This window comes from Litoribacter populi, from assembly GCF_007483685.1.
GTDB lineage: Bacteria > Bacteroidota > Bacteroidia > Cytophagales > Cyclobacteriaceae > Litoribacter > Litoribacter populi.
The window spans coordinates 704599-728326 of sequence record NZ_VMKN01000001.1 but is presented as its reverse complement, the minus strand read 5'-3'; the positions used below and the strand labels follow the sequence as shown (position 1 = coordinate 728326).

Sequence of the window (23728 nt, the reverse complement as noted above, 5' to 3'; positions counted from 1 at the left end):
TTTTCCTCTACAAATTATTGGCCATCTTCAAGTTGATCCTTTTAACCCAACTATTATGCAAACCATCCTCATAATCGGGGCCGGAAAATCCGCTACGGTTCTAATTGATTATTTGATTGAGAAAGCAAATTTAAAAAACCGCAAAATCATCTTAGCCGATACTTCTTTGGATCTGGCCGAGAAGAAAACTAAAAGCCAACCCAATGCAGAGGCTGCCATCCTGGACATCCATGACCAACCTGCCCGGGAAGCCCTCGTCCAACGGGCCGATCTGGTAATCTCCATGCTGCCCGCTTTTTTGCATCCGGTGGTGGCAAAGGACTGCCTGAAATTTGGCAAGCACTTCTTCACCGCATCCTACGAATCTGATGAACTCCGAGCCATGGCTGAGGAGATAAAGAGCAAAAATTTGCTTTTTTTCAATGAATGTGGGCTTGACCCAGGCATTGACCATATGTCAGCCATGAAAATCATCGATCAGGAAAAACAGAAAGGCCACCAAATTACCATGTTCAAGTCCTATACGGGCGGTCTGCTTGCCCCTGAGAGTGAGGACAACCCCTGGAAGTACAAGTTCACCTGGAATCCCAGAAATGTGGTATTGGCAGGACAAGGAGTATCTAGATTTATCCGAAACGGCAAACTCAAATTCATTCCTTACCATATGCTTTTCCGAAGGATCGAACCTATCCATTTTGACGAAGTAGGGGAATTTGACGGGTATCCGAATAGGGATTCGCTTAGCTACAGGAAAACTTATGGGCTGGAGAATATCCCCACAATTCTTCGTGGAACCCTCAGAAGAGCCGGTTTTTGCAAAAGCTGGGATGTTTTTGTACAACTGGGCATCACGGATGACAGTTTCCAAATGGATCTGCCGGAAAACTTCACCAACCGGATGTTTTTCAACAGTTTCCTCCCTTATCATGAATCTAGTAGCGAAGAAGACAAGTTACATGAATTATTGCCCTGGATTGACGATGAGGTAATTGATAAGATAAAGTGGTTGGGGATGTTTTCGGATGAAGTTTTGCCGATATTGAAAGGCAGTCCAGCCAAAATCCTACAGACCCTGCTCGAGGAAAAATGGTCGCTTAAAGCAGACGATAAGGACATGATAGTCATGCAGCATCAGTTTGAAGTACAGACTCCGGAGGGCATCGAAAAGATAACATCGAGCCTGGTGATCAAAGGCCAAAACCAAGATTATACCGCCATGGCCAAAACCGTAGGTCTTCCATTAGCCATCGCCGTAGACTTATTTTTGGACGGCAAACTCGATATTACTGGACTTCAATTACCTATTAAGCCGGAGATATACAATCCAATTCTTGATGAACTGGATAAGCATGGTATACATTTCGAAGAAAAGAAGGAAATGGCCATTGCTTAAAACACAATCCCATCCTGTGGTTTGATCTTTGGAGGAAAGTTACTTTTGCTTTCCTCCAATTGTTCCCTTAGATTAATCTCAATGGCCACACTCAAGCTGGACATTGGCGTATCCTCCAATCTGTTTTCAAACGGATCTTCCGTTCTCTCCCCTATCATATCCAAAGCCAAAAATACAAAGGAAACGGCCAGTGCGGTAGGTATAGTCTTCCAACCCAGTTCACTGATAAACACCATAGGGAGCAGGGTACAGTGGATAAAGACAAACACTCTGGAAAAATAAGTGTATTGACGTGGCATAGGAGTGTTTTTAATCCGCTCGCTCATACCTTGAATATCGTTGAAATCCACAAGGGTTTCCTCCATTTTCACAAAGCGATAATCACTGATCCAGCCTTTTTGAAAAGCCCATTTCAGGTCTTCACCCTGTCGCTGCAACAGGAAGTTTGGTGGGTTATCTTTTTTTATAAACTCTTCATATTCTGCGGGATCTAAAAATGGCTTTGTATCCAGGTAGGTGTTTTCATCCTCAAAAAGCTCTCTTTGTTTTGGTTCATTATAGGCGTGTCGTACTCTGAGAAAAACCCTCAGGGCATTTACAAATGCGAGATGTCTATAAACGAGTTTTTGATGAAAAGCTGCTATTTCTGCATAATCTGCATCATTTTTTGGAATGATCATGGTGATCACCTGTCTCGCCCAGGCACGACTGTAATTGACCATCAGCCCCCATATTTTGCGGGCCTCCCACCAACGGTCATAGGCATGGTCATTTTTGAAGCCTAAAAAGATCGCCAGTGCAGTCCCCAGCGCTGCAATAGTATAGGAAGGAATGTTGAAGAATACTACCTCATAAACATCGTGAAGGATTACGATGGTAGTGGAAAGTGTTGTATAGTATAGTAGCTGCTTCCAAGTATAATGTAGAATTTGGGCAGGTCTTATATTTCGGCTTACAATCATATTGGATAAAAAAAGGTATTAATTACCACTAATATACACCTCAAAATATCAAAAGAAAATCCTTTAGCAGGGAGGCATATTCCTGCGAGTACTCGTTATTGGCATTTTTAATAGTGATGGTATCTTCATTAATCTTGCCAATATCATCAAAAGCAAACCCTTTGACCACCCTCAATGTTTGACTTCCCGGCTTGTCATAGACCTTTATGGAAGAAAAAGTGTTCAGGCCAAGACTAGTTGCTAGCCGGCTCAACTCCTCCATTTGCCTTTCGGGTAGAATAACAAAAAATCTTCCCTCAGGAGAAAGATTAGCCTTCACCCCTTCAAGCAATTCCTGAAAAGAAAGGCTTTTTGTGTGAAGTGCGATGTTACGATTTTGCTTGGGACTTTGGAGATGGTTTTCGAAATAGGGCGGGTTGCTGACGATGAGGTCAAACTTTCCAATTGGAGAGAATTTTTGGAAAGGTTGGTGAAAAACCTCCAACCTATCTGACCAAGGGCTTATATGAAAGTTGCCTTTACTCTGCTCAAAAGCACCCTCTTCGATTTCCACTCCGGTAATCATTGCTTTGGGAGACCTCTGAGCTAGCATGAGAGAAATGACACCGCTACCGGTACCCACCTCCAATATGCTCAGGGGCTTGTCAAATCTGGCCAAGGCACCTAAAAGCACCGCATCAGTATTGACCTTAAGTGCGCACTTGTCCTGTTCGACTGTAAACTGTTTGAAACGAAAAGGTTTGGCTACTTTCATGAGAGGGATTCGTAACCCACATCAGGCGGTAGGTTGGGCATCATAGAAGCTTCTACGGCTAGTTGGTCGCAGACCTCATTTTCCTTGTTGCCTGCATGGCCTTTCACCCAGACAAATTTAGGTTTGAATCTCATGTGGAGAGGAATGTACCGCTTCCAGAGATCTACGTTTTTCTTATCCTTGAAGCCCTTCTTCTGCCAAGACCAGATCCAGCCTTTCTCCACGGCATCCACCACATATTTACTATCCGAATAGATGGTCACGGGAATCCCCTGCACCTTAAGCTCCTCCAGGCCCTTGATGACTGCCAACAACTCCATGCGGTTATTGGTGGTCCGTCGGAAACCTTCGGAAAGCTCCTTGCGGTGATCTTTGTACATCAAAACAGTCCCGTATCCTCCCGGCCCTGGGTTACCCTTGGCCGCTCCATCGGTGTAAATTACAATCATGTTATATTTCTTTAGAAGGAAACTCCTTCAAATAAATTGCTTTTGAATATCTTAATGGCAATTGATAGCAAAATAATGCCAAAAACTCTTCTAAGCACATCAAGTCCAGTTTTTCCCAGCTTTCTTTCCAACCAATTGGTGCTTTTTAGGACAATATAGACAATGATCAGGTTGATCACGATGCCCACGCCGATGTTCAATTGGGTGAATTCGGATTTCAAGGTTAAAATGGTGGTCAACGTTCCCGCACCTGCAATCAATGGAAAAGCGATCGGCACAATGGAGGCACTACTCGTTGCACTCGGGTCGGGCTTAAAGATCTCAATTCCCAATATCATCTCTGCACCTAGAGCAAAAATGATTAATGCACCGGCAATGGCAAAGTCATCCACCCCAATTCCGAAAAGGTTAAGAATTGACTTTCCTATCAAAAGGAAAAGTACCATAAGAACCCCTGCGGCCATGGTGGCCTTTTCGGATTGGATGTGCCCAACCTTCTGCCTTAAATTGATAATGATGGGAATTGAACCCAATATGTCGATGACCGAAAACAAGATTAACGTCACCGAAAGAATTTCCTTAAAATCGAGCATTTGATAAATTTTGCGCGAAATTAAGCTTTTTAATACTGATATTATCTAATACCCAAATTAATATTCTTTTAGGAAATTCTTAAGTTTTTCAAACTGCTCATCATTGATGGCCGGAAAGTTAGCAATGCGTATACTGGTGTTCTTCAGGTTTCCATAGCCAGCTCCCAATATCAATCCCTTTTTGACTGCTTCAGCTTTAATTCCCGAAATCATGGATTCGGTACCGGTGATACCTAGCACTGTCCGGCTTCGGTGTTCTGGAAACTTGTTCAAGTACCTCAGCGTATCTTTTCCTGCAACGATATTTTCCAACTCCTGCATTCGGCTTCGTGCTTTTCGATCGGTAAACTGAATTTCCTCACGGGCCTGCAGACTTCTTTGTAAAAGGTAAATGCCCAGCACATTGGGTGTGTTGTGAGTCTGATATTTCCGCGCATTTTCAAGGATAAAGTTTAAGCTATTATAACGTCCTCTCTCCCCTATTTGCTCAGCTTTTTGTACGGCTCTTGGTGAAAGTATCAAGATTCCCAGCCCAGCAGGCAAGCCGAAGCATTTCTGCACAGAGGCAAACCAAATATCAGCCAAATTAAAATCCAATTCGATCCCACCCATACTACTGGTGGCATCTACAGCGATCATTTTTCCAGGAGCCTTTTTTCGCAACTCCTCGAACACATCCTTATCTATCGCAGAGGCATTGCTGGTCTCGTTTTGGGTCACGCAGATAATGTCTGGGTCAAGAGGGAAGTCTACCTTGAAAGGTTCAAAGCCCTGCTCAGGGTCAAACTCAATTTTTTCGGTGGATTTATGGATATGCTGCGCATAGTCATACCACTTTTTCCCAAAGTGCCCAGAATAGAAATGAAAAGTGCCTTTAGTGGTTAAAGACTGAGATATGATTTCCCAACTTTCCGTCGCACTTGAGGTAAAGAGTAGCTGGTAGTCTTCGGGCATGTGGAGCTTTTCTCGAAATAGCTGAACCACCTCCTGGTACATGTTCATGAAAGTCTGGCTCCTGTGGTTGGCGCTCAAAATATCATTATCAAAGGCTTCCTGAAAATATCGTGGAAGCTCTGGAAAAACTTGGGATGGCCCGGGGGAAAATGAAATCATAGGTTTATTTTTTTAAATCCTGAAAATATTGGAGACCCAATCGGTAACCTTCCAAACCTAGCCCAGAAATCATGCCCGCACACTCTTGGCTGATAATACTTTTGTGGCGGAAGGATTCTCTTTTGTAAATGTTGCTGATGTGAATTTCCAGCACCGGCACGTTGATACCGGCAATGGCGTCGGATATGGCCACAGAAGTATGCGTGTAACCACCGGCATTGAGCAGTACCCCGTCAAAATCGCGTCCTGCCTCATGGATTTTGTTGATGAGTTCGCCTTCTATGTTACTTTGGAAGTAATGAAGCTCAAAACCCGCAAAGTCAGCCTGCAACGTCCCGAAGAAATCCTCGAAAGTCTGGTTTCCATAAATATGAGGTTCCCGCGTCCCCAACAAGTTGAGGTTGGGACCATTGATGATAAGTATTTTCGGCATAAGAGGGAGGTTGGTTAGAAAAAGAATACGAAATTCAGCCAAACATAGGCGCTTGGAAAATTCCATAGGTTAAATTTAGGGATTGAAAGGAGATAAACAAAGTACGAAGTAGGAAGTGCGAAGGACGAGGTAGGATGAAGGGAGGCGGAAGTCTAAAATAATGAATGATGAACGCTGAATAATGAATGATGAAGGGTGAAAGCATAGTAAGGCCAAAAAGGAAAAGCATAACGACGGTATCAGGGATGTATTTGGTACATGGTACTTCGTACGTTGTACAATAATTATGGACTGGCAAAAAGCAATAAAGCAATTCGAATATTACCTCAAAATTGAGAAGTCCTTGAGCAAGAACTCTATCTTGGCGTATAAGCAGGATATGTTCAAGCTGCAATCTTTTGCGGAGAATTTTTATCCCGACATTACCCCCTTAACCATTACTTCCAGACACTTGCAGGACTTCACGCTGGAACTGGGGAAGATGGGCATTTCGGCATTTACACAAGCCAGGATTATCAGCGGGATCAAGGCCTTTTATAAGTTTTTGATGTATGAGGACCTTATCACCGAAGACCCAGCCCAACTCCTCGAAGCCCCAAAACTGGGCCGTAAGCTACCTGAAACGCTAAGTTATGAGGAAATCTCCCTAATCCTGGAGTGCATTCAGTTGGGTGAGAAAGAGGGACACCGCAATCGGGCCATGATTGAAACTCTTTACGCCAGCGGGCTGCGGGTTTCTGAACTTACAGACCTTAAACTGGGCAACATTTATAAAGACATAGGCTTTCTTAGAGTTATCGGAAAAGGAAATAAAGAGCGCTTGGTACCCATAGGGAAGGAAGCTTTGAAATACTTGGAACTATATTTGAAGCACAACAGAAAAGACGTCACCCCTGCTAAAGGACATGAGGAGTATGTATTTTTGAACAACAGAGGGAAAAAACTTTCCAGGGTGATGGTATTTCTCATAATCAAAAAGCTATCGGAAACTGCCGGAATCCGAAAAAGCGTGAGTCCCCACACCTTCAGGCATTCATTTGCCACACACTTGATTGAAGGGGGGGCTGACCTTAGGGCGGTGCAGGATATGCTGGGCCATGAGAGTATCACTACCACGGAAATCTACACCCATCTGGACAGGGATTATTTGAGGCAGGTGTTGACAGAATTTCACCCTAGGGGTAAAACTTTTTAACCAAACAAACATATAGTACCAATGAACAAAAAACGTAAATTCCAACCACTACTTTACCTATTGGGCTTTGTCATCTTAGCTCTATTAGCTTTTTTCCTATACATTATGATTTCCCAGCCTGAAATCTAAATCAGGTATTTTCTAAGGGCATATTGGTACACATCAATGATGGAAGTCTTTTAAATTTGGCCTAACTTGCAAGGCGAAATTTTGAGTCAGAGTTTAACCCGTTTGCGTTGTGTACAAATCCCTTATAAAACCCATTTTATTCAAAAAACAGCCCGAAGAAGCCCACCACTTCACATTTTCCCTGACCAAAAAGGTATTTAACCTACCCCTGGTCAAGCAGATGGTCAAAAGCCAATACTCCCTTGAGGACAAGCTTTTGGAAAGGGAGGTATTTGGCCTGAAGTTCAAAAACCCCGTTGGTCTTGCCGCTGGGTTTGACAAAGACGCCAAACTGATTGATGAAATGGCCATGCTGGGTTTTGGCTTTATTGAGATAGGTACACTGACCCCAAAACCTCAAGAAGGCAATCCCCAACCCAGACTTTTCCGACTTCCCCAAGATGAAGCCCTTATCAATCGTATGGGATTCAACAACGGCGGGGTGGATGAAGCACTCCTACGTCTCAAAAACCGCAAATCGGATGTAATTATTGGTGGAAATATCGGTAAGAACAAAGTGACTCCCAATGAGGATGCAGATAAAGATTACCTTTATTGCCTGGAAGCACTTCATCCCTATGTGGATTATTTTGTGGTAAATGTAAGTTCTCCAAACACCCCAAACCTACGCGATCTTCAGGAAAAGGAGCCTTTGAAGAAGTTGCTTCTCACCGTGAAAAAGGCGAATGATAAAAAGCCCCAACCAAAACCAATTTTGCTAAAAATTGCACCTGACTTAACGGATGGACAACTCGACGATATTGTGGACATTGTGAAGGAAACGCAAATCGACGGGGTGATCGCTACCAATACCACCATTGACCGCTCGACCCTTTCCACGTCCAAAACCGAAGTAGACGCAATCGGAGCAGGAGGTGTAAGCGGAAAGGTGTTGCAAAACAGAAGCACCGAGGTAATCCGATACCTGTCAGATAAATCCGGAAAAGCCTTCCCGATAATCGGGGTTGGAGGGATATTCACTGCCCAGGACGCTATTGACAAACTGGAGGCCGGTGCTTCCTTGGTTCAGGTGTATTCCGGGATGATTTATGAAGGTCCGGGTATTGTGAAAGAAATTAAAAAAGGCTTACTCCGTTATTACAAAGGCTGAGATTTTTTATATTTCAGTTCCACTTATCAATAAATCAACTGGTTAAATGGCTACGAATACATATAAGACTAATACTTTTAGGAAAAAGGACACCAATAAGTCCTCGACCAAGAAAAAGACAAAATTCAATTTTTCGCTGAAGTTTATCAAAGATCAAAAGCTCGCCCTTTCCCTTGGAGTGGTGTTTATGATGGTGGCTTTGTTCCTGCTGTTTGCCTTTATGGGCTATATTTTCAGTGGGCAGGCCGATCAAAGCGTGGTGCTTTCTGAAGATATGGCAAGTAGAGATAATGCCGCTGAGGCCAGAAACTGGCTTGGCTTTACTGGGGCGATGGTGTCGCATTATATGATATTCAGATGGTTTGGATTGGCTGCATTTCTGTTGCCTCCTTATCTATTTCTTTTGGGATTTAAGCTTTCTTTCAAAAAGTCCCTGATGAGCCTATCGAGTTACAGCACCTTTGCTCTATTTTTCATCTTTTGGCTTGGTCTGCTTATGGGGTACGTGGTTCACTTGGCTGACAACTATTCCTATTTAGGTTTCTTAAGTGGCGGTTTCGGATATGAACTGGCCAAGTTTGCGGATGATTTCCTGGGTTGGGGTACTTTTATTCTGATCTTGGGTTCCCTGCTGATTTTCGTGATTTTCTATTTTAACATCACGGCCTTCAACTCCCCTTCTACAGAACAGGAGCATGATATCCCTTCAAAAGACCCTGAGCCCGTGAAGCCTTTGGCTAAAGACGAGATGTATGAGGAAGATGAGGACCTGGCTGTTGATAAATTATTGAAAGAAAGCCTAGAGGACGAAGAGTCTGTTGATGACAGCAGCAGCTGGACAGTGAAGGATGAAAGCAAACCTAAGCCAGCCAAGCCTACCACTGAGCCCACCTTCAATATTGAGGACACACTCGGCGCGGTGGAAGACCAGCCTATCGAGGAGAGTCAGGCAGAAAAGAAGTTCAGCATTGAAAAGCCGGTTGAGGAAAAAACTGAAGATGAGGTGCAAAACCTTGATCCCTATGACCCTACCCTTGACCTTCCGAAGTACCAATATCCTACCCTGGACTTGCTGAATGAGTATGACATCAAAAAGGTAACCGTGACTCGTGACGAGTTAGAGGATAACAAAAACAAGATCGTGGAAACCCTGGTCAACTTTAAGATTGGCATCCAGGAGATCAAGGCTACCATTGGCCCGACTGTGACTCTATATGAAATCGTGCCGGACCCAGGTGTTAAAATATCCAAAATCAAGAACTTGGAGGATGACATTGCGTTGAGTTTGGCAGCACTAGGTATTAGGATCATTGCCCCGATACCTGGAAAAGGTACCATAGGGATTGAAGTACCTAACAAGAACAGGGAGTTAGTTCCTGCCCGAGCCGTGATAGGAACGGAGAAGTTTATGAAAAGCGACAAGGAACTTCCTGTGGCTTTGGGTAAAACCATTTCCAATGAGGTCTTTGTAATGGACTTGGCCAAAATGCCTCACTTATTGATGGCAGGTGCCACCGGTCAGGGTAAATCGGTTGGGCTTAACATGATCTTGGCTTCATTGGTCTACAAGAAGCACCCTTCACAATTGAAGTTTGTACTTGTAGATCCGAAGAAAGTGGAATTAACGCTTTTCAACAAGATTGAAAGACATTTCCTAGCCAAGCTGCCTGATGCGGAAGAGGCCATCATTACAGATACAAAAAAGGTGATATATACTTTGAACTCCCTTTGTATCGAGATGGACAACCGATACGACCTGCTAAAAGATGCAGGTTGCAGAAATTTGAAGGAGTACAACGCCAAGTTTGTAGCCCGTAAACTGAATCCTGACAAGGGCCACCGTTATATGCCATACATTGTGTTGGTAATTGACGAATTGGCTGACTTGATGATGACGGCAGGCAAAGAGGTAGAAGCCCCTATTGCCCGTTTGGCGCAGTTGGCAAGGGCAATTGGTATCCACTTGGTGGTTGCTACCCAGAGACCTTCTGTGAATGTGATCACGGGTATCATCAAGGCCAACTTCCCGGCAAGGCTATCCTTCCGAGTGACTTCTAAGATTGACAGTAGGACTATCTTGGACGCCGGTGGGGCCGAGCAACTTATCGGTATGGGTGACATGTTGCTTTCCGTGGGATCCGAAGTGACCAGGATTCAGTGCGCTTTCCTGGACACACCTGAGGTGGACTCAGTCTGTGATTGGATTGGGGAGCAAAAGGGCTATAGCGATGCCTATATTCTGCCTGAGTTTGTCGGAGAGGATAATGACAGTAGTGTTGGAGACGTGGATCTAGCTGATAGAGATCCGATGTTTGACGACGCGGCAAGACTAATAGTATTACACCAACAAGGGAGTACTTCTCTTATTCAGCGTAAATTAAAGCTTGGCTATAATCGAGCAGGAAGAATAGTAGATCAATTGGAAGCTGCTGGTATAGTTGGCCCATTTGAAGGCAGTAAAGCCAGAGAAGTCCTGGTTCATGACGAACAAAGTTTGGAACAGTTGTTGAACAGCTTATAAATAAAAAATATTACCCATGCATAAATTAAATTTCTTAACATTTATTCTTTTTGCAAGCATAATATTCGGAGCTTTTGCTCAGAAAGATCCTCAAGCCAAAAGCTTGCTGGATGCGGTAAGCAAAAGGTACCAGAACATGAACGGCATGGAAGGGAAGTTTGAATACACTTTCATCCATGATAAAGATGATATAAACCAAACCAACTCAGGTGAGGTGGCCTTGAAAGGCAACATGTATCGCCTGGCCCTGCCAGGTCAGGAAATCTGGAATGACGGCAAAACCTCTTGGACCTTGATCAAATCAAATGGTTTTCAGGAAGTGACCATCAGTGAGGTGGATGAAGAAATTGAAGAGTTGACTCCCTCTAATGTATATAACCTTTACAAAAAAGGATACCATTATAAATTGAAGGGTGAGAAAAAAATGAACGGTAAGAATGTTCAGGAAGTGGAATTGACCGCTGAGAACAAAGGAAATCAGTTTCAGCGCATCATCCTATACGTGGATAAAGACAGCAACAATATCCAAGGTTGGAAAATGTGGGATAATTCAGGCGGAGTGCTGGATTACCAGTTTAAGGATTTGAAAACTGATGCCGACCTTCCTGATACTCATTTTGTTTTTCACAAAGGAGAGTACCCAGGAGTTGAAATAATTGATTTGAGATAAAAATAGTAGAAGGTAGAAAGTAAATAGTAGAGAATAGAAAATAGCCAGCCTGGAAGAGTTGGCTATTTTTATTTAAATAATCCCTATTTTTGCCCCCTAACCCGATTGATATGAACAAGGCAGCTTTGATAGAGCAAATAAAGAAGAAATCTTCATTCCTATGTGTGGGATTGGATACGGATTTGGAGAAAATCCCAACGCACTTATTGGAAACAGAAGACCCTATTTTTGAATTCAATAAAGCTATCATAGACACCACCGCTGAGTATGCGGTCGCCTATAAACCTAATATAGCTTTTTATGAGGCCATGGGCCCAAAGGGTTGGGAAAGCTTGAAAAAGACGCTCGATTATATCCCCAAAGATATTTTCACCATTGCAGACGCCAAAAGAGGAGATATAGGCAACACTTCAAAGCTTTACGCTAAAGCATTCTTTGAGCAAATGGACTTTGACTCCATCACCGTGGCTCCCTACATGGGGAGAGACAGCGTGGAGCCGTTTCTGGAGTTTGATAACAAATGGGTGATTTTGCTTGCCCTAACATCCAATGTGGGCAGTCAGGATTTCCAGCTTTTGGAAGACAAAGAAGGCACCCCGCTTTTTAAACAGGTTTTAAGAACCAGTAAGCAATGGGGATCGGATGAGAACCTTATGTATGTCGTCGGGGCCACTAGGGGTGAAAATATCGCTGAGGTAAGAAAGGAGGTTCCGGATCATTTCTTCCTGGTTCCAGGTGTTGGAGCGCAGGGTGGCAGCCTGGAGGAAGTAGCCGAATTCGGCATGACAAAGGACTGTGGTCTACTGGTTAACAGCTCCAGAGGGATTATTTATGCCTCTAAAGGGAAAAATTTTGCCGAGCAAGCCGGAAAGGCAGCAGAAGCTTTGCAAAAGGAAATGGCAGGATTGATGAAAAAATATATGGATTAAGGTATTCCATTCCTTATTTTTTAAACTTATATTTATAAAGGTTTCTATACCCGATTTTTAGACTGCAACCTTTATATTTTTTATCGTATGGTTTTTCAGGAAAACTTCCTCCAATTGGTATGGAAATACCAATACTTTGACAAAAATGACCTAAAGAGTACTTTGGGCATTCCTTTATCCATTAAGAAAATAGGCTTTCACAACTTCCATGAAGGCCCTGATTTTCTGGAAGCCCAGGTAGATATTGGCAAGCTCACCTATTACGGTAATGTAGAAATACATCTCAAATCCTCGGATTGGCATGCCCATGAACACCAATCAGATGAGCGTTATGAAAGCGTAATCCTACATGTGGTCTATGAGCATGACCGGGAAATCAAACACCCTGATGGCACGCCTATTCCAACCTTAGAGCTGAAAGGAAAGATATTCTTGGATGTTTTGAGGAATTATGAAAGGCTCATATCAGGCCATCAAAACATCCTGTGTAGTGAAACTTTAGGAGAGGTGTCGGACATCCTCAAATTTAGCATGCTGGAAAAAGCCTTGGTGGAAAGATTCATTGAGAAAAGCCAATCGGTCAGAAAGTTGCTGGCCGACAACATGGGGGACTGGGAAGAAACCACCTATCAATGGCTATTTCAATGCTTTGGGTTCAAAACCAACAGTAAAGCTATGCTGCTCTTGGCGAAAAGTATTCCATACAAGCTCATTAAGAAGCATGCTAATCACCCGGGAATAGTGGAAGCCTTGTTGCTCGGACAGGCTGGTTTATTGGAAAACAACAATCCGGATGAATACACCCTTTTTCTGCGGCGGGAATTTAATTTCTACAAGACCAAATATCAATTGCCACAAACGCTTTTTCATACAGATTGGAAATTCATGGGAGTAAGGCCTGGGAATTTTCCTAGTGTGCGAATTGTGCAGCTATCCCACATTTTATGCAAAAGCCCCAACCTACTTTCTACCATCCTCAGTGCTTCCAATACTATGGAGTCGATGAAAGGTATTTTCTTGAAAGAAGTCCCTCCGTATTGGACCCATCATTATGCCCCAGCCAAAACTTCCCAGCGAAAACTCAGCAAGCACCTAAGCCCTCAGACTCTTCATTTGTTAGCCATCAACTTTGTGGTACCGTTGTGGTTTGCCTATGGAAAATATATCGATGAGCAAGAATGGCAAGACAAGTGTTTCGATTTTCTGCAAGCCCTACCTGGAGAGGAAAATTTCATCATCAAAAGGTTTAAAGATATCAATTGGCCGGCCAGTACCGCTTTTGACACCCAGGGCATGATTGGCTTGCACAACAACTATTGCATCCAGAAAAAATGCCTGGAATGCAAGATTGGCCAGAATCTTTTGCGCCCCAGTGCAAAACAGGTAACCTGAAATTTCATCACTTTCATTGAATGGCGAATCCATAACCGTAAGGTTTTTTGGTTCTACAGGCAATTTGCCGTAATTTTGTGGCCAAATAAAAGACATTATGGAAAAACCAGTAATTATATTCGGAGCCAAGGGCATAGCCAGGCCAGCATTGGAGATATTTAACAGCAATGAAGTGGTCGTGTACGGTTTCTTGGACGAGGATGAGAAATTACATGGTACCGAAATCAACGTGATACCTGTGCTTGGCAACCCCGAGGATGATGGCTTTCTTAAGCTTATCGGCCAAAAATGTGAAGCATTTGTGGCGATTGACGATACCAAGTACCGCAAATTCTTAGTGAAGCTTCTGAACGAGCGCCGTAAAACCCAGCCGGTAAACGCAATTCACAATTCAGCCTATATTTCAACCGATGCAGAAATCGGCCACGGCAACTTTATCAACGCCAAAGTGAACATTGGGACGGCTGCTAAAATCGGCTCGCATGGAATATTCCATACCGGGGCAACAGTGGACCATCAGGCAGAAATTGGAGATTTTGTTCAGGTTGGAGCCTCAGCTGTGATTAATTCGGGAGCTAAAATCGGTGAAGGAGCGTTCATTGGTTCTGGTGCTGTGATTATTTCAGGAATTACCGTAGGAAAAAATGCACGTATCGGTGCCGGGTCTATAGTGATTGCAGATGTGGAAGAAGATGACACGGTCTTTGGAAACCCTGCCACAAGCATTTCGAAAAAGTAAACACGGAAGTAGGTAACCACAGAGCCTCAGAGTCCACAGAGAAAAAGCATCAAGAAAAATTAGGACGTAACAAATCTCTCGGTATTCGGTCTTCCGTCTTCGGTCTTAAATAAACATCAACTCATATAAAAACACCCTGCTGGAATCAGGGCAACTGTTTTATGGAAAATCACGATTATCAAATTCTACTTTACTACTGCTATGCCCATATAGCAGACCCTGAAGCTTACAGGGAGGAGCATCACCTCTTCTGCGTTGAGAATAATATCCGCGGAAGGATTATCATTTCAGAAGAAGGCCTCAACGGGACTGTTTCTGGCTTGAAAGAAGACTGCACTAAATACATGGAATATGTCAAGTCTGACCCAAGGTTTGCCAAAACAGAGTTTAAGATTGACTCCCATGATAAGCATGCCTTCAACAAAATCCATGTGAGAGCCAAAGGGGAAATTGTTCATTCAAGCCTTCGACACATAGACCCAAATGTAAGAACAGGGAAGCATTTGGCACCAAAAGAATTCAGAGAGTTGAAAGACCAGGAAGACGTGGTTATCTTGGATGTGAGGTCAAATTACGAGCATAAGCTGGGTAAGTTCAAAAACGCCATTACCTTGGACATTGACAATTTCCGGGACTTTCCGGAAAAAGTAAAAGAGCTAGAACACCTCAAAGGAAAGAAGGTCTTGACCTATTGCACCGGTGGCATCAAATGCGAGAAAGCAAGTGCCTATCTTCTAGATCAAGGATTTGAAGATGTGTACCAACTTCACGGCGGGATCATCAAATACGGAATGGAAGCCGATGGCGAGGACTTCGAAGGGAAGTGCTATGTTTTTGACAATCGACTTAGCGTGGATGTAAACAAGGTAAACCCGGTCATCGTGTCTACTTGCTATGTCTGCAACACCAAATCCGACAGGATGGTAAATTGTGCAAATTCAAGCTGCAACATACACGTACCTATCTGCGAAGAATGCGGATGGAAAATGGAAGGTGCCTGCTCTGAGGAATGTAAGGCCGACCCGGAGAAAAGACCTTATAATGGCACCGGCTATTATCAAAAAAACACGAATGGCTACAATCCATACAAAGGACTGTATAGGAAGCCGGACAAGGAAAAAATAAGATCTCTACATGACTAATCCTATCCCCGCTTCCGAGCTGATCATCAATCCAGATGGAAGCATTTATCATCTCCATCTCAAGCCGGAGGATATCGCCCAGGACATCATCACTGTAGGAGATCCGGACAGAGTGAAAGCCATCACACAGCATTTTGACCATATAGAGCTTAAAGTAAGCAAACGCGAGTTTGTGACACATACAGGAACTTATAAGGGGAAGCGGCTGACAGTGATGAGCACTGGTATGGGGACTGATAATATCGAGATTTTCATGACTGAACTCGACGCCCTTGTTAATGTGGACCTTCAAACCCGATTGCCAAAATCTGAGCATACTTCCTTAAACATAGTAAGGGTAGGCACCTCAGGGAGCATGCAGGCGAACATTCCAGCAGGTTCACTCTTAGCATCAGCCTATGGTGTTGGTCTTGACACCCTGATGACTTTTTATTCAGCTGAGCAAAGTGACTTGGAAAAGGCTATCGGTGAGGGGTTAAAAGAAAAGCTAAATATTCCATTTGCTCCATATTGCTTTGAAGGATCCAAAAGTCTTTTGGAGAAGCTGGGCAAAAGTCTGGTGATTGGCAATACTGCAACATGTCCTGGATTCTTTGGACCTCAAGGAAGACAGGTTAGGCTGAAACCAGCCATTCCTGATATTATTGAGCGGTTGTCCAGTTTCAAACTGAATGAGTTTCAGTTGACCAATTTCGAAATGGAGACAGCTGGATACTACGCATTGGGAAGAATGCTTGGGCATGAGGCCTTAAGCCTGAATGCCATAGTTGCTAATAGAGTGACCCATGAATTCGTTGATAACCCAACTGAGGTAGTTGATCGTTTGATCTTACATACCCTAAACAATATTTAGAGAAAAGGGAAGTCTGATACTTCCCTTTTTTTATGGACTGATTCCCCCTAAGCTTAAACTTTTTATACAATTCAAAGTTTTTATTTTAATCTAACCTACCTGCTTTAAAACCCTAAAAATTAGAATTACTAATTAAATTCAATGTTCCGTTTATCAATTAATATCTCCATTAAGATAAAGAAAGGCAAATTTCAGAATATTATTTTGTAATTTTAAAAACCAACTATTACGAAAGAACCACAATATGAAACCATTTATTGGATTAATCCTAGCATTTTTTATTTGCATGCTCTCAACCGAGATATACGCTCAATCAATTACTCTTAAAGGCCGTGTACTTGATAGGGAATCTCAAGAAGGATTGGAATTTGCCAATATTGCCCTACTCTCCCCTTCTGATTCTAGCCTTGTGGGAGGCGGCATGACAGATTTGGAAGGGCGCTTTGAATTTACCGCAGAACCAGGAGAGTATCTGGTCCGAGCCGGATTTATAGGGTATAGACAAGAGTTTAAAAAAGTAAATCTAGGCGAGAAGCAGGAAGTGAACTTAGGAAGCTTCCGGTTACTTTCTGACACTAAAGCTTTGGACGAAGTAGTTGTTGAAGGCGTTCAGTCCATGTTTGAAAGCGATATCGATAAGAGAAGCTACAATGTGGAAAATAGCATCGTTGCTGAAGGAGCTACCGCATCTGAGCTACTCGGCACACTTCCCTCTATCCAAATGGATGAGGAAGGTGGCATTTCAATGCGTGGTAGTGGTGATATTCTTATTTACATCAACGGTCGGCCATCTAACCTATCTGGCGATGATGCCGAGTCTATTTTGGCCCAATTTCCAGCTAGTAGCATTAAGAGTGTGGAGTTGATCACTAACCCGTCCTCAAGATACGATGCCGCCGGGGTAGGTGGGATTATCAACATCATTCTTAAAAAAGATGAAAGAAGAGGGCTTAATGGTCAAGCTCAGGTGGCAGTAGGTACACGAGACAAATACCAAGCAGGATTCAACTTGAATTACGGACTAGAAAACATCAACTTTTTTGGATCTTATAACTATCAAGACCGAAGACTTTTCAGAGAAACAGAGGGATTTAGGTCCACCAATATTGCAGGAGCATCTCCTTTCTTGGATCAGGATGGCTATAGGGTAAATAGGGATGTCAACCACTTTACAAGAGGTGGTTTTGATTGGACACCTAATGAAAGGTCGACCTTCGGATTTTATGCTCAAGGTAACTTCCGTGACAGATCAGCTGACAATATTCTTAATCAAAGAAGTTTAAATGAAGCAAGGCAGCTTGACAGCTTGTTTGTAAGAACTGAGGATGATACCAGAACCAGCTTCAATGTAGAAACCGGGGTAAATTATTCTTATGAGTTTGATACCTTAGGACAACAACTATTTACCTCCCTTTCTTATAGTAGGGATGAAAGAGACCAGGTGGAACTTTATGATCAGTTATTTTTCAATTCTATTAACGAACAAGTCCCAGAGAATTTCCTTTCCCAGAGAAACATGAGACCGCAGGTCAGTGATTTGTATGTGTTCCAACTTGATTATATTAAGCCTTGGCAAAATGGAGCCAAACTAGAGACAGGAGTAAAAGGTACTTTTGGATTTTGGGATAGGGGTCAGGACTTTTTCCAATCGGATCAGTCAACAGATTTTAGAGAAGTAAGAAATGATACGATCAGTGATAATTTCACTTTTAGAGAAAATGTATACGCCACATATTTAAACTACGCCCATAATCTAGGCAAGTTGAATTATCAGGCAGGCCTGAGAGCTGAATATACTCAGACTACAGGTGTACAGGCAAACACCAACCTGACCATTCCAAACAATTATTTTAACCTTTTCCCAAGTCTATTTTTAACCTACGACTTATCAGGCGATGAAGAAGACCTTAGATTAAATTATAGCAGAAGGATTTCGAGACCAGGTATTTGGGGATTGGCTCCTTTCTATAGAGTAAGTGATTTGCTTAACCTAAGTATCGGTAATCCTTATTTGCAACCAGAATTTACGGACAGTTATGAGTTTGGTTATCAGAAAAGCTGGGGAAGCTACTTATTTACAGGTACCACCTATCACCGAAGATCAACCAATGTGCAAACCCGAGTGGTAGCCTTGCAGGACAACAATGTAGCGGTGCAGACAAGAGAAAACGCTGCAAGTAGAATTAACACTGGTCTTGAATTGATCAACCAGTTTGAATTCACTAACTGGTGGGATATGATGATCTCCGCAGATTTTTTCCATTCAGAAATCTTTGCAGACAATATCGAGGCAGGTTTGAGTAATAGCAACTTTAGCTGGACTTTAAATATGCTATCTAACATCAATATAAGGAATGTTGCAAACTTCCAGATCCAAGGAAATTATCGTGGCCCCATAGTTCTTCCTCAAGGGGAAATTGAGCCCATGTACGGTGTGAATATTGGTGCTAAGCGAAACATCATGCAAAACAGAGCAACTATTAGCGTGAACGTGAGTGATATTTTCAACACCAGAATATTCAGAATTACTACTGAGGATGCAAGGTTTGATCAAAGAAGGGTTTTCAACCGAGAGACCAGAATTGGTACAGTAACCTTTACTTATAGATTTGGAGGATTTAGAGACCGTAACGGTCGCGATACCGATAGGGATCGTGATGAAGAAGATGAGGACTTTTAACGGAAAAAGGGTAGCCAAAAGCTACCCTTTAATTTTTTCTATTAATCCCAAAACATCCTTTTCCTGGTTTTTAGTCACAAAAGGAAACCGCAGTCTTTGATATGGTACTCCTAAAAAATATAAATTTGGAATATTACTCTTCCCTTGTTGTGCCCTGATTTTATCAACATTTGCATCAAACCCCTCTATTTGGATCATCCTGAAATCCGCACTATAACCGTCTGAGTAAATTACAAAGTCAAAAGCATCCCAAGTCCCATTGGTAAATTTAACTTCATTACCCTTGGCAGACTCAATAGAGGAAGCAATCTTTACTTTTTTAAGTTTGGAAGCAATATTGTCAAAATAAAATATTGGGTTTTCCTTACTATCCAGCACCTCTTTTTTATTGAGTTTATTTCCCCACCAAAATCTGTTTTTACCCAAAACCGTCAAGGACGCTTTACTTTTCTTATTCTTGGCCCAAGTAACATCAAAATACTTGGATAGTTCGGCTGCTATTTGTGCTCCACTATTCCCATTGGACGCCACTAATACCCTCTTACCTTTAACAGATACTGGATTTTTGTATTTCCTTACATGTAAAGCCGGAATATCTAGCTCATGAGCCCACTGGGGCTTGATTGGGTTAGCTGAATCACCATTAGCCATTATAACTTTGTCAGCAGTAAATTGACCATTGCTAGTTTTTACTTCATATACACCGTTCTCATATCTGATATCAGAAACTAAGTGGTTTGTATAAACTGGCAGTTGAAAATGGTCTACATAGCGATCGAGATAATCTCCCATCTGATCCTTGGTAGGTCTAGTTTCGGCATCTAAGGCCATTGGCAAGCCCGGTAAAGACGCCATAGTCGATGGGGTAAACAGTTGCATGGAGTCAAACCTCGAACGCCAGGAATCCCCTACCTGAAGGCTCTTTTCCAAGACCACTACATTTGCTTTATCTTTTAAAAAATAGGCAGCCATTAATCCATAATGGCCTGCCCCAACAATAATTATATCTTTATGCATATTTAGTCTGATATACCATCAAGTTCACTCAATTCGAGCCAACGCAATTCCAGTTCTTCTAATTCATCGTCAATCAGCTGTACTCGATTTGACCACTCCATTAATTGCTCATGATCATCGGTGCCTGCTGAAATCTTCTGAACCAATCCGCTTTTCTCTACATTTAGGTCATCTATATGTTTTTCGATTTCGGCAAATTCCTTTTTCTCCTTAAAAGTGGCCTTACCTTTTGATTCTTTTGGAGTTTCAGATTTAGCGACAGCCTGGGTTTTGGGAGCCTTTTCTAAATCCTTATCAGCTTTCCTCTCTGCTTTTTCCCACTCTCTAAAATCAGTGTAATTACCAGGGAAATCCTTGATCTTTCCTTCTCCTTCAAAAACAAATAAATGCTCAACCAACCTATCCATAAAATAACGGTCGTGGGATACTATTATTAAGCAACCTGGGAAATCATCCAAAAACTCTTCCAAGGTATTAAGAGTCATAATATCCAAATCATTGGTCGGCTCATCGAGAATCAGAAAATTCGGATTCTTGATCAATACCATCAAAAGTTGCAATCTCCTTCTTTCACCACCACTCAGTTTACCCACCGGAGTATGCTGTTGCTTTGGAGGAAATCCAAATCTGGTCAAAAACTGTAAAATAGTAATGGTCTGCCCTCCGGCTATTGTTACTACCTCAGCAACATCCTTTACAATATCAAAAAGTTTTTTGTTATCATCAAATGAACTTTCTTCCTGCCTATAATATCCAAAGGCAGTCGTTTGTCCAATATCAATTTTACCCGAATCCGGTGCCAGTTGCCCCGTGATCATGTTTAGAAAAGTAGTCTTTCCTGCACCATTCGGGCCTACTATCCCAATCTTATCACCTTTTTTGAAGGTATAAGAAAAATCATCTAAGATTATCTTATCATCAAAGGATTTATTAAGCCCTTCAATCTCTATGATCTTTTTTCCTAAGCGCTGAGAGGTGACAGTAAGCTCAATTTCCCTTTCTTCTTTTTTGGCAAAAGCCTTCTCCTTTGTCTCCTCAAAGGCATCAACACGATATTTGGCTTTGGTACTCCTTGCTTTAGGCTGGCGTCTGATCCAGTCAAGCTCTTTCTTATATAAACTCTTAGCCTTATCTAATTCGGTTGCCTCAATTATTTTTCTTTCTGCCTTTTTCTCAAGAAAATAACCGTAGTTGCCGGAATATCGGAAAATCTTTCCGTCTTCAAGCTCGATAATCTCATTGGTTACCACTTCTAAGAAATACCTATCGTGAGTAACCATAAATAAGGCGAGGTTAGCCTTGGAAAGATAATCCTCTAACCATTCGATGGTCTCTAAATCCAAGTGGTTGGTAGGCTCATCAAGAAGGAGTAAATCTGGTTTCTCTAGAATAGCCTTTGCAAGGGCAACACGCTTTCTTTGTCCACCTGATAAGTTAGATACTGGAAGTCCTGTATCATGCAAACCTAGCTTACCAAGAACCTCCTTAATTTGATATTCAAAATCCCAGGCCTGTAGCTGCTCCATCTGCTCCATCAATATATTCAGTCGGTCGGAATTATCTACGCCTTCCTGGGCCTTAATTAGTGCTTCATTATATTTTTGTATAGTCTGAAGGGTAGCATTGGAACTTTCATCAAAAATAGTTTGATAAATAGTGAGGCTTCCACTAAAAACAGGATTTTGTGGTACAATTGCCACTTTAACCTGCTGGTTGATTGCAACTTCGCCGGCATCAGCGACTTCAGCACCCATAATGATTTTCATCAAAGTGGATTTTCCTGCCCCGTTTATTCCGACTAGGGCTATTTTTTGCCCTTGATCAATTCCGAAAGAAATCTGTTTAAATAAGACTTTATCTCCGTAAGACTTGGAGAGGTTTTCTATTGACAAGTAATTCATGCCCAAAATTAAACAAATTTCGGGCGGTAATAAGAAAAGGTGGAAACTAATTAGCTTCCACCTTTCTGAGTATCTTTGACATTAACTTATTTGGAAAAAAGAGATTTCATTGCAGCTCCTAGGTGTTTGGCCGCTATTTCAAGATGTTCACCTGTCTTTTTGATATCCGGGCCCATTAATCTTTTCTTCTCAGCTAGGATTTTTTCGAATTCATCACGTTTAGATATAAACTCTTTTTCAAGGTTTTCCTTTTTAAACTCCATTTCGGAGATTTTCTTTTCAATATCCTTTTTAGCTTCCCCAGTAGCCTTAGCCCCTTTTTCCACTAGTTCTTCAATTTTAAGCCCTATTTCTTGAAGGAGATTTTCAACTTCCTCAAACGATTTCTTATTTGTAGACATATATGTGGTTGATTTTATATCAAGTTACAATTAAGCAGCCTAATAAGCAAGCAATTAACATTATCGGCATTAATGGTTTAAAGGTTGATTATCCCTGCGGGATGATGTAGAGATTAAGCAGGTGCCTTAACCTTTTAAACGCAAAAAAGCCTCTGGATTTCTCCAAAGGCTTCTGTTAATAAAGGAAGGCGGCGACCTACTCTCCCGGATGTGACTCCAGTACCATCGGCGCTGCAGGGCTTAACTTCTCTGTTCGGGATGGGAAGAGGTGGGGCCCCTGCGCTGGGCCGCCCAAGGTTTTGGTGTCGGATGTCAGATGGCCGATGTCGGATGTAAGTCCCGTTCGGCCGTCTTCCGGCACTGTCCATTGGACACAGTATGTTAAGTTCTTTGTCATCGGACATCCGGCTTCGGACATCCCTTCATGACATTTGATATGTCTCGCAGAAAATGCAACAGATAAAGCGTGTTCAAGTGTTCGGGCAATTAGTACTGCTCAGCTATGCCATTTCTGGCTTTACACCTGCAGCCTATCGACGTCATCGTCTCTGACGGCCCTGTTTGGAAGTCTCATCTTGAGGGGAGTTTCGCACTTAGATGCTTTCAGCGCTTATCTCTTCCCGACGTAGCTACCCGGCAATGCAATTGGCATCACAACCGGTACACCAGCGGTCAGTCCAACCCGGTCCTCTCGTACTAAGGTCAGGTCCTCTCAAACTTCCCACGCCCGCAACAGATAGGGACCGAACTGTCTCACGACGTTCTGAACCCAGCTCGCGTGCCACTTTAATGGGCGAACAGCCCAACCCTTGGGACCTTCTCCAGCCCCAGGATGTGACGAGCCGACATCGAGGTGCCAAACCTCCCCGTCGATATGAGCTCTTGGGGGAGATCAGCCTGTTATCCCCAGAGTACCTTTTATCCTTTGAGCGACGGCCCTTCCATACAGAACCGCCGGATCACTATACCCGACTTTCGTCCCTGCTCGGCTTGTCGGCCTTACAGTCAAGCTCCCTTATGCTATTGCACTCCACGTACGGTTACCAAGCGTACTGAGGGAACCTTTGGAAGCCTCCGTTACCTTTTTGGAGGCGACCACCCCAGTCAAACTACCCACCAAACAATGTCTCCCGACTTGCGGGATTAGACACCGAACAAACAAAGGGCCGTATTTCAAGGACGACTCCACAGCGCCTGGCGACGCCGCTTCAATGCCTCCGGCCTATCCTACACATCGTTTGCCCAATGCCAATGTTAAGTTGCAGTAAAGGTTCATGGGGTCTTTCCGTCCCGTTGCGGGTACGCGGCATCT

The 23728-nt window shown here is 42.8% G+C and carries 20 protein-coding genes and 2 rRNA genes (1 of these 22 cut by a window edge); 11 read left to right on the top strand and 11 right to left on the bottom strand.

Annotated features, from left to right (window positions below; all coding sequences use genetic code 11):
• Positions 1-55 precede the first annotated feature (55 nt).
• A complete protein-coding gene (locus tag FPL27_RS03065; RefSeq protein WP_143959699.1) occupies positions 56-1393 on the top strand; it encodes a saccharopine dehydrogenase family protein in 1338 nt (445 codons plus the stop codon).
• Here the strand turns inward: FPL27_RS03065 and FPL27_RS03060 are convergent.
• The 6 genes from FPL27_RS03060 to aroQ are packed head-to-tail and all read right to left on the bottom strand — an operon-like array spanning position 1390 to position 5697.
• The gene (locus FPL27_RS03060) at positions 1390-2355 is read right to left on the bottom strand and encodes a bestrophin family protein (protein ID WP_143959698.1); all 966 of its coding nucleotides are present in this window, start codon (positions 2353-2355) and stop codon (positions 1390-1392) included. The genes FPL27_RS03065 and FPL27_RS03060 overlap by 4 nt on opposite strands.
• Positions 2356-2395: 40 nt before the next feature.
• Positions 2396-3109 (bottom strand): tRNA1(Val) (adenine(37)-N6)-methyltransferase, encoded by a 714-nt coding sequence (locus FPL27_RS03055; protein WP_143959697.1) that lies wholly within the window; start codon positions 3107-3109, stop codon positions 2396-2398.
• The gene (gene rnhA, locus FPL27_RS03050) at positions 3106-3558 is read right to left on the bottom strand and encodes a ribonuclease HI (protein ID WP_143959696.1); all 453 of its coding nucleotides are present in this window, start codon (positions 3556-3558) and stop codon (positions 3106-3108) included. Before rnhA ends, FPL27_RS03055 begins: the two co-directional genes overlap by 4 nt.
• Before the next feature lie 11 nt (positions 3559-3569).
• The gene (locus FPL27_RS03045; protein ID WP_143959695.1) at positions 3570-4151 is read right to left on the bottom strand and encodes a MarC family protein; all 582 of its coding nucleotides are present in this window, start codon (positions 4149-4151) and stop codon (positions 3570-3572) included.
• 57 nt (positions 4152-4208) lie between these two features.
• Positions 4209-5264 carry an aminotransferase class V-fold PLP-dependent enzyme gene (locus FPL27_RS03040; protein WP_143959694.1) on the bottom strand — a complete coding sequence of 352 codons (1056 nt, stop codon included), beginning with the start codon at positions 5262-5264 and terminating at the stop codon, positions 4209-4211.
• Between the two features lie 4 nt (positions 5265-5268).
• The gene (aroQ, locus tag FPL27_RS03035; protein WP_143959693.1) at positions 5269-5697 is read right to left on the bottom strand and encodes a type II 3-dehydroquinate dehydratase; all 429 of its coding nucleotides are present in this window, start codon (positions 5695-5697) and stop codon (positions 5269-5271) included.
• A 286-nt stretch (positions 5698-5983) separates the two neighbouring features.
• Here aroQ and xerD point away from each other — a divergent pair, with 286 nt between their 5' ends.
• The 10 genes from xerD (at position 5984) to FPL27_RS02985 (ending at position 19097) form a co-directional block, all read left to right on the top strand.
• Positions 5984-6892, top strand: a complete 909-nt coding sequence (gene xerD / locus FPL27_RS03030) for a site-specific tyrosine recombinase XerD (RefSeq protein ID WP_143959692.1) — start codon at positions 5984-5986, stop codon at positions 6890-6892.
• Positions 6893-7130: 238 nt separating this feature from the next.
• Positions 7131-8171, top strand: a complete 1041-nt coding sequence (locus tag FPL27_RS03025; protein WP_143959691.1) for a quinone-dependent dihydroorotate dehydrogenase — start codon at positions 7131-7133, stop codon at positions 8169-8171.
• A gap of 46 nt (positions 8172-8217) precedes the next feature.
• Positions 8218-10692: an FtsK/SpoIIIE family DNA translocase gene (locus tag FPL27_RS03020; RefSeq protein ID WP_143959690.1), complete on the top strand. Its 2475-nt coding sequence runs from the start codon at positions 8218-8220 to the stop codon at positions 10690-10692.
• Between the two features lie 16 nt (positions 10693-10708).
• Positions 10709-11362: a LolA family protein gene (locus tag FPL27_RS03015; RefSeq protein WP_143959689.1), complete on the top strand. Its 654-nt coding sequence runs from the start codon at positions 10709-10711 to the stop codon at positions 11360-11362.
• A gap of 110 nt (positions 11363-11472) precedes the next feature.
• Positions 11473-12291, top strand: coding sequence for an orotidine-5'-phosphate decarboxylase (pyrF, locus tag FPL27_RS03010; RefSeq protein ID WP_143959688.1), 819 nt, complete (start codon positions 11473-11475; stop codon positions 12289-12291).
• Between the two features lie 87 nt (positions 12292-12378).
• Positions 12379-13683, top strand: coding sequence for a DUF2851 family protein (locus tag FPL27_RS03005; protein ID WP_143959687.1), 1305 nt, complete (start codon positions 12379-12381; stop codon positions 13681-13683).
• A 97-nt stretch (positions 13684-13780) separates the two neighbouring features.
• A complete protein-coding gene (locus FPL27_RS03000) occupies positions 13781-14422 on the top strand; it encodes an acetyltransferase (RefSeq protein ID WP_143959686.1) in 642 nt (213 codons plus the stop codon).
• A gap of 161 nt (positions 14423-14583) precedes the next feature.
• Positions 14584-15564, top strand: coding sequence for an oxygen-dependent tRNA uridine(34) hydroxylase TrhO (trhO, locus tag FPL27_RS02995; RefSeq protein WP_143959685.1), 981 nt, complete (start codon positions 14584-14586; stop codon positions 15562-15564).
• Positions 15557-16417, top strand: a complete 861-nt coding sequence (locus FPL27_RS02990) for a nucleoside phosphorylase (protein ID WP_143959684.1) — start codon at positions 15557-15559, stop codon at positions 16415-16417. The genes trhO and FPL27_RS02990 overlap by 8 nt, the downstream gene beginning before the upstream one ends.
• A 244-nt stretch (positions 16418-16661) precedes the next feature.
• On the top strand, positions 16662-19097 hold the full coding sequence (locus FPL27_RS02985) for a TonB-dependent receptor domain-containing protein (RefSeq protein ID WP_143959683.1): 2436 nt from the start codon (positions 16662-16664) through the stop codon (positions 19095-19097).
• A gap of 21 nt (positions 19098-19118) precedes the next feature.
• Here the strand turns inward: FPL27_RS02985 and FPL27_RS02980 are convergent, their stop codons facing one another.
• The 5 genes from FPL27_RS02980 to FPL27_RS02960 form a co-directional block, all read right to left on the bottom strand.
• A complete protein-coding gene (locus tag FPL27_RS02980) occupies positions 19119-20114 on the bottom strand; it encodes a flavin-containing monooxygenase (RefSeq protein WP_143959682.1) in 996 nt (331 codons plus the stop codon).
• 2 nt (positions 20115-20116) lie between these two features.
• Positions 20117-22015 carry an ABC-F family ATP-binding cassette domain-containing protein gene (locus FPL27_RS02975; RefSeq protein ID WP_143959681.1) on the bottom strand — a complete coding sequence of 633 codons (1899 nt, stop codon included), beginning with the start codon at positions 22013-22015 and terminating at the stop codon, positions 20117-20119.
• A gap of 86 nt (positions 22016-22101) precedes the next feature.
• The gene (locus tag FPL27_RS02970) at positions 22102-22416 is read right to left on the bottom strand and encodes a hypothetical protein (protein ID WP_143959680.1); all 315 of its coding nucleotides are present in this window, start codon (positions 22414-22416) and stop codon (positions 22102-22104) included.
• A 183-nt stretch (positions 22417-22599) separates the two neighbouring features.
• A 5S ribosomal RNA gene (rrf, locus tag FPL27_RS02965) occupies positions 22600-22711 on the bottom strand.
• A 171-nt stretch (positions 22712-22882) separates the two neighbouring features.
• A 23S ribosomal RNA gene (locus tag FPL27_RS02960) occupies positions 22883-23728 on the bottom strand; it runs 2058 nt beyond the window's last position.

Bases quoted from the DNA above. Each gene is read 5' to 3' on its own strand.
- FPL27_RS03065 (WP_143959699.1), top strand. From the start codon at position 56: ATGCAAACCATCCTCATAATCGGGGCCGGAAAATCCGCTACGGTTCTA.
- FPL27_RS03060 (WP_143959698.1), bottom strand. From the start codon at position 2,355: ATGATTGTAAGCCGAAATATAAGACCTGCCCAAATTCTACATTATACT.
- FPL27_RS03055 (WP_143959697.1), bottom strand. From the start codon at position 3,109: ATGAAAGTAGCCAAACCTTTTCGTTTCAAACAGTTTACAGTCGAACAG.
- rnhA (WP_143959696.1), bottom strand. From the start codon at position 3,558: ATGATTGTAATTTACACCGATGGAGCGGCCAAGGGTAACCCAGGGCCG.
- FPL27_RS03045 (WP_143959695.1), bottom strand. From the start codon at position 4,151: ATGCTCGATTTTAAGGAAATTCTTTCGGTGACGTTAATCTTGTTTTCG.
- FPL27_RS03040 (WP_143959694.1), bottom strand. From the start codon at position 5,264: ATGATTTCATTTTCCCCCGGGCCATCCCAAGTTTTTCCAGAGCTTCCA.
- aroQ (WP_143959693.1), bottom strand. From the start codon at position 5,697: ATGCCGAAAATACTTATCATCAATGGTCCCAACCTCAACTTGTTGGGG.
- xerD (WP_143959692.1), top strand. From the start codon at position 5,984: ATGGACTGGCAAAAAGCAATAAAGCAATTCGAATATTACCTCAAAATT.
- FPL27_RS03020 (WP_143959690.1), top strand. From the start codon at position 8,218: ATGGCTACGAATACATATAAGACTAATACTTTTAGGAAAAAGGACACC.
- FPL27_RS03015 (WP_143959689.1), top strand. From the start codon at position 10,709: ATGCATAAATTAAATTTCTTAACATTTATTCTTTTTGCAAGCATAATA.
- pyrF (WP_143959688.1), top strand. From the start codon at position 11,473: ATGAACAAGGCAGCTTTGATAGAGCAAATAAAGAAGAAATCTTCATTC.
- FPL27_RS03005 (WP_143959687.1), top strand. From the start codon at position 12,379: ATGGTTTTTCAGGAAAACTTCCTCCAATTGGTATGGAAATACCAATAC.
- FPL27_RS03000 (WP_143959686.1), top strand. From the start codon at position 13,781: ATGGAAAAACCAGTAATTATATTCGGAGCCAAGGGCATAGCCAGGCCA.
- trhO (WP_143959685.1), top strand. From the start codon at position 14,584: ATGGAAAATCACGATTATCAAATTCTACTTTACTACTGCTATGCCCAT.
- FPL27_RS02990 (WP_143959684.1), top strand. From the start codon at position 15,557: ATGACTAATCCTATCCCCGCTTCCGAGCTGATCATCAATCCAGATGGA.
- FPL27_RS02985 (WP_143959683.1), top strand. From the start codon at position 16,662: ATGAAACCATTTATTGGATTAATCCTAGCATTTTTTATTTGCATGCTC.
- FPL27_RS02980 (WP_143959682.1), bottom strand. From the start codon at position 20,114: ATGCATAAAGATATAATTATTGTTGGGGCAGGCCATTATGGATTAATG.
- FPL27_RS02975 (WP_143959681.1), bottom strand. From the start codon at position 22,015: ATGAATTACTTGTCAATAGAAAACCTCTCCAAGTCTTACGGAGATAAA.
- FPL27_RS02970 (WP_143959680.1), bottom strand. From the start codon at position 22,416: ATGTCTACAAATAAGAAATCGTTTGAGGAAGTTGAAAATCTCCTTCAA.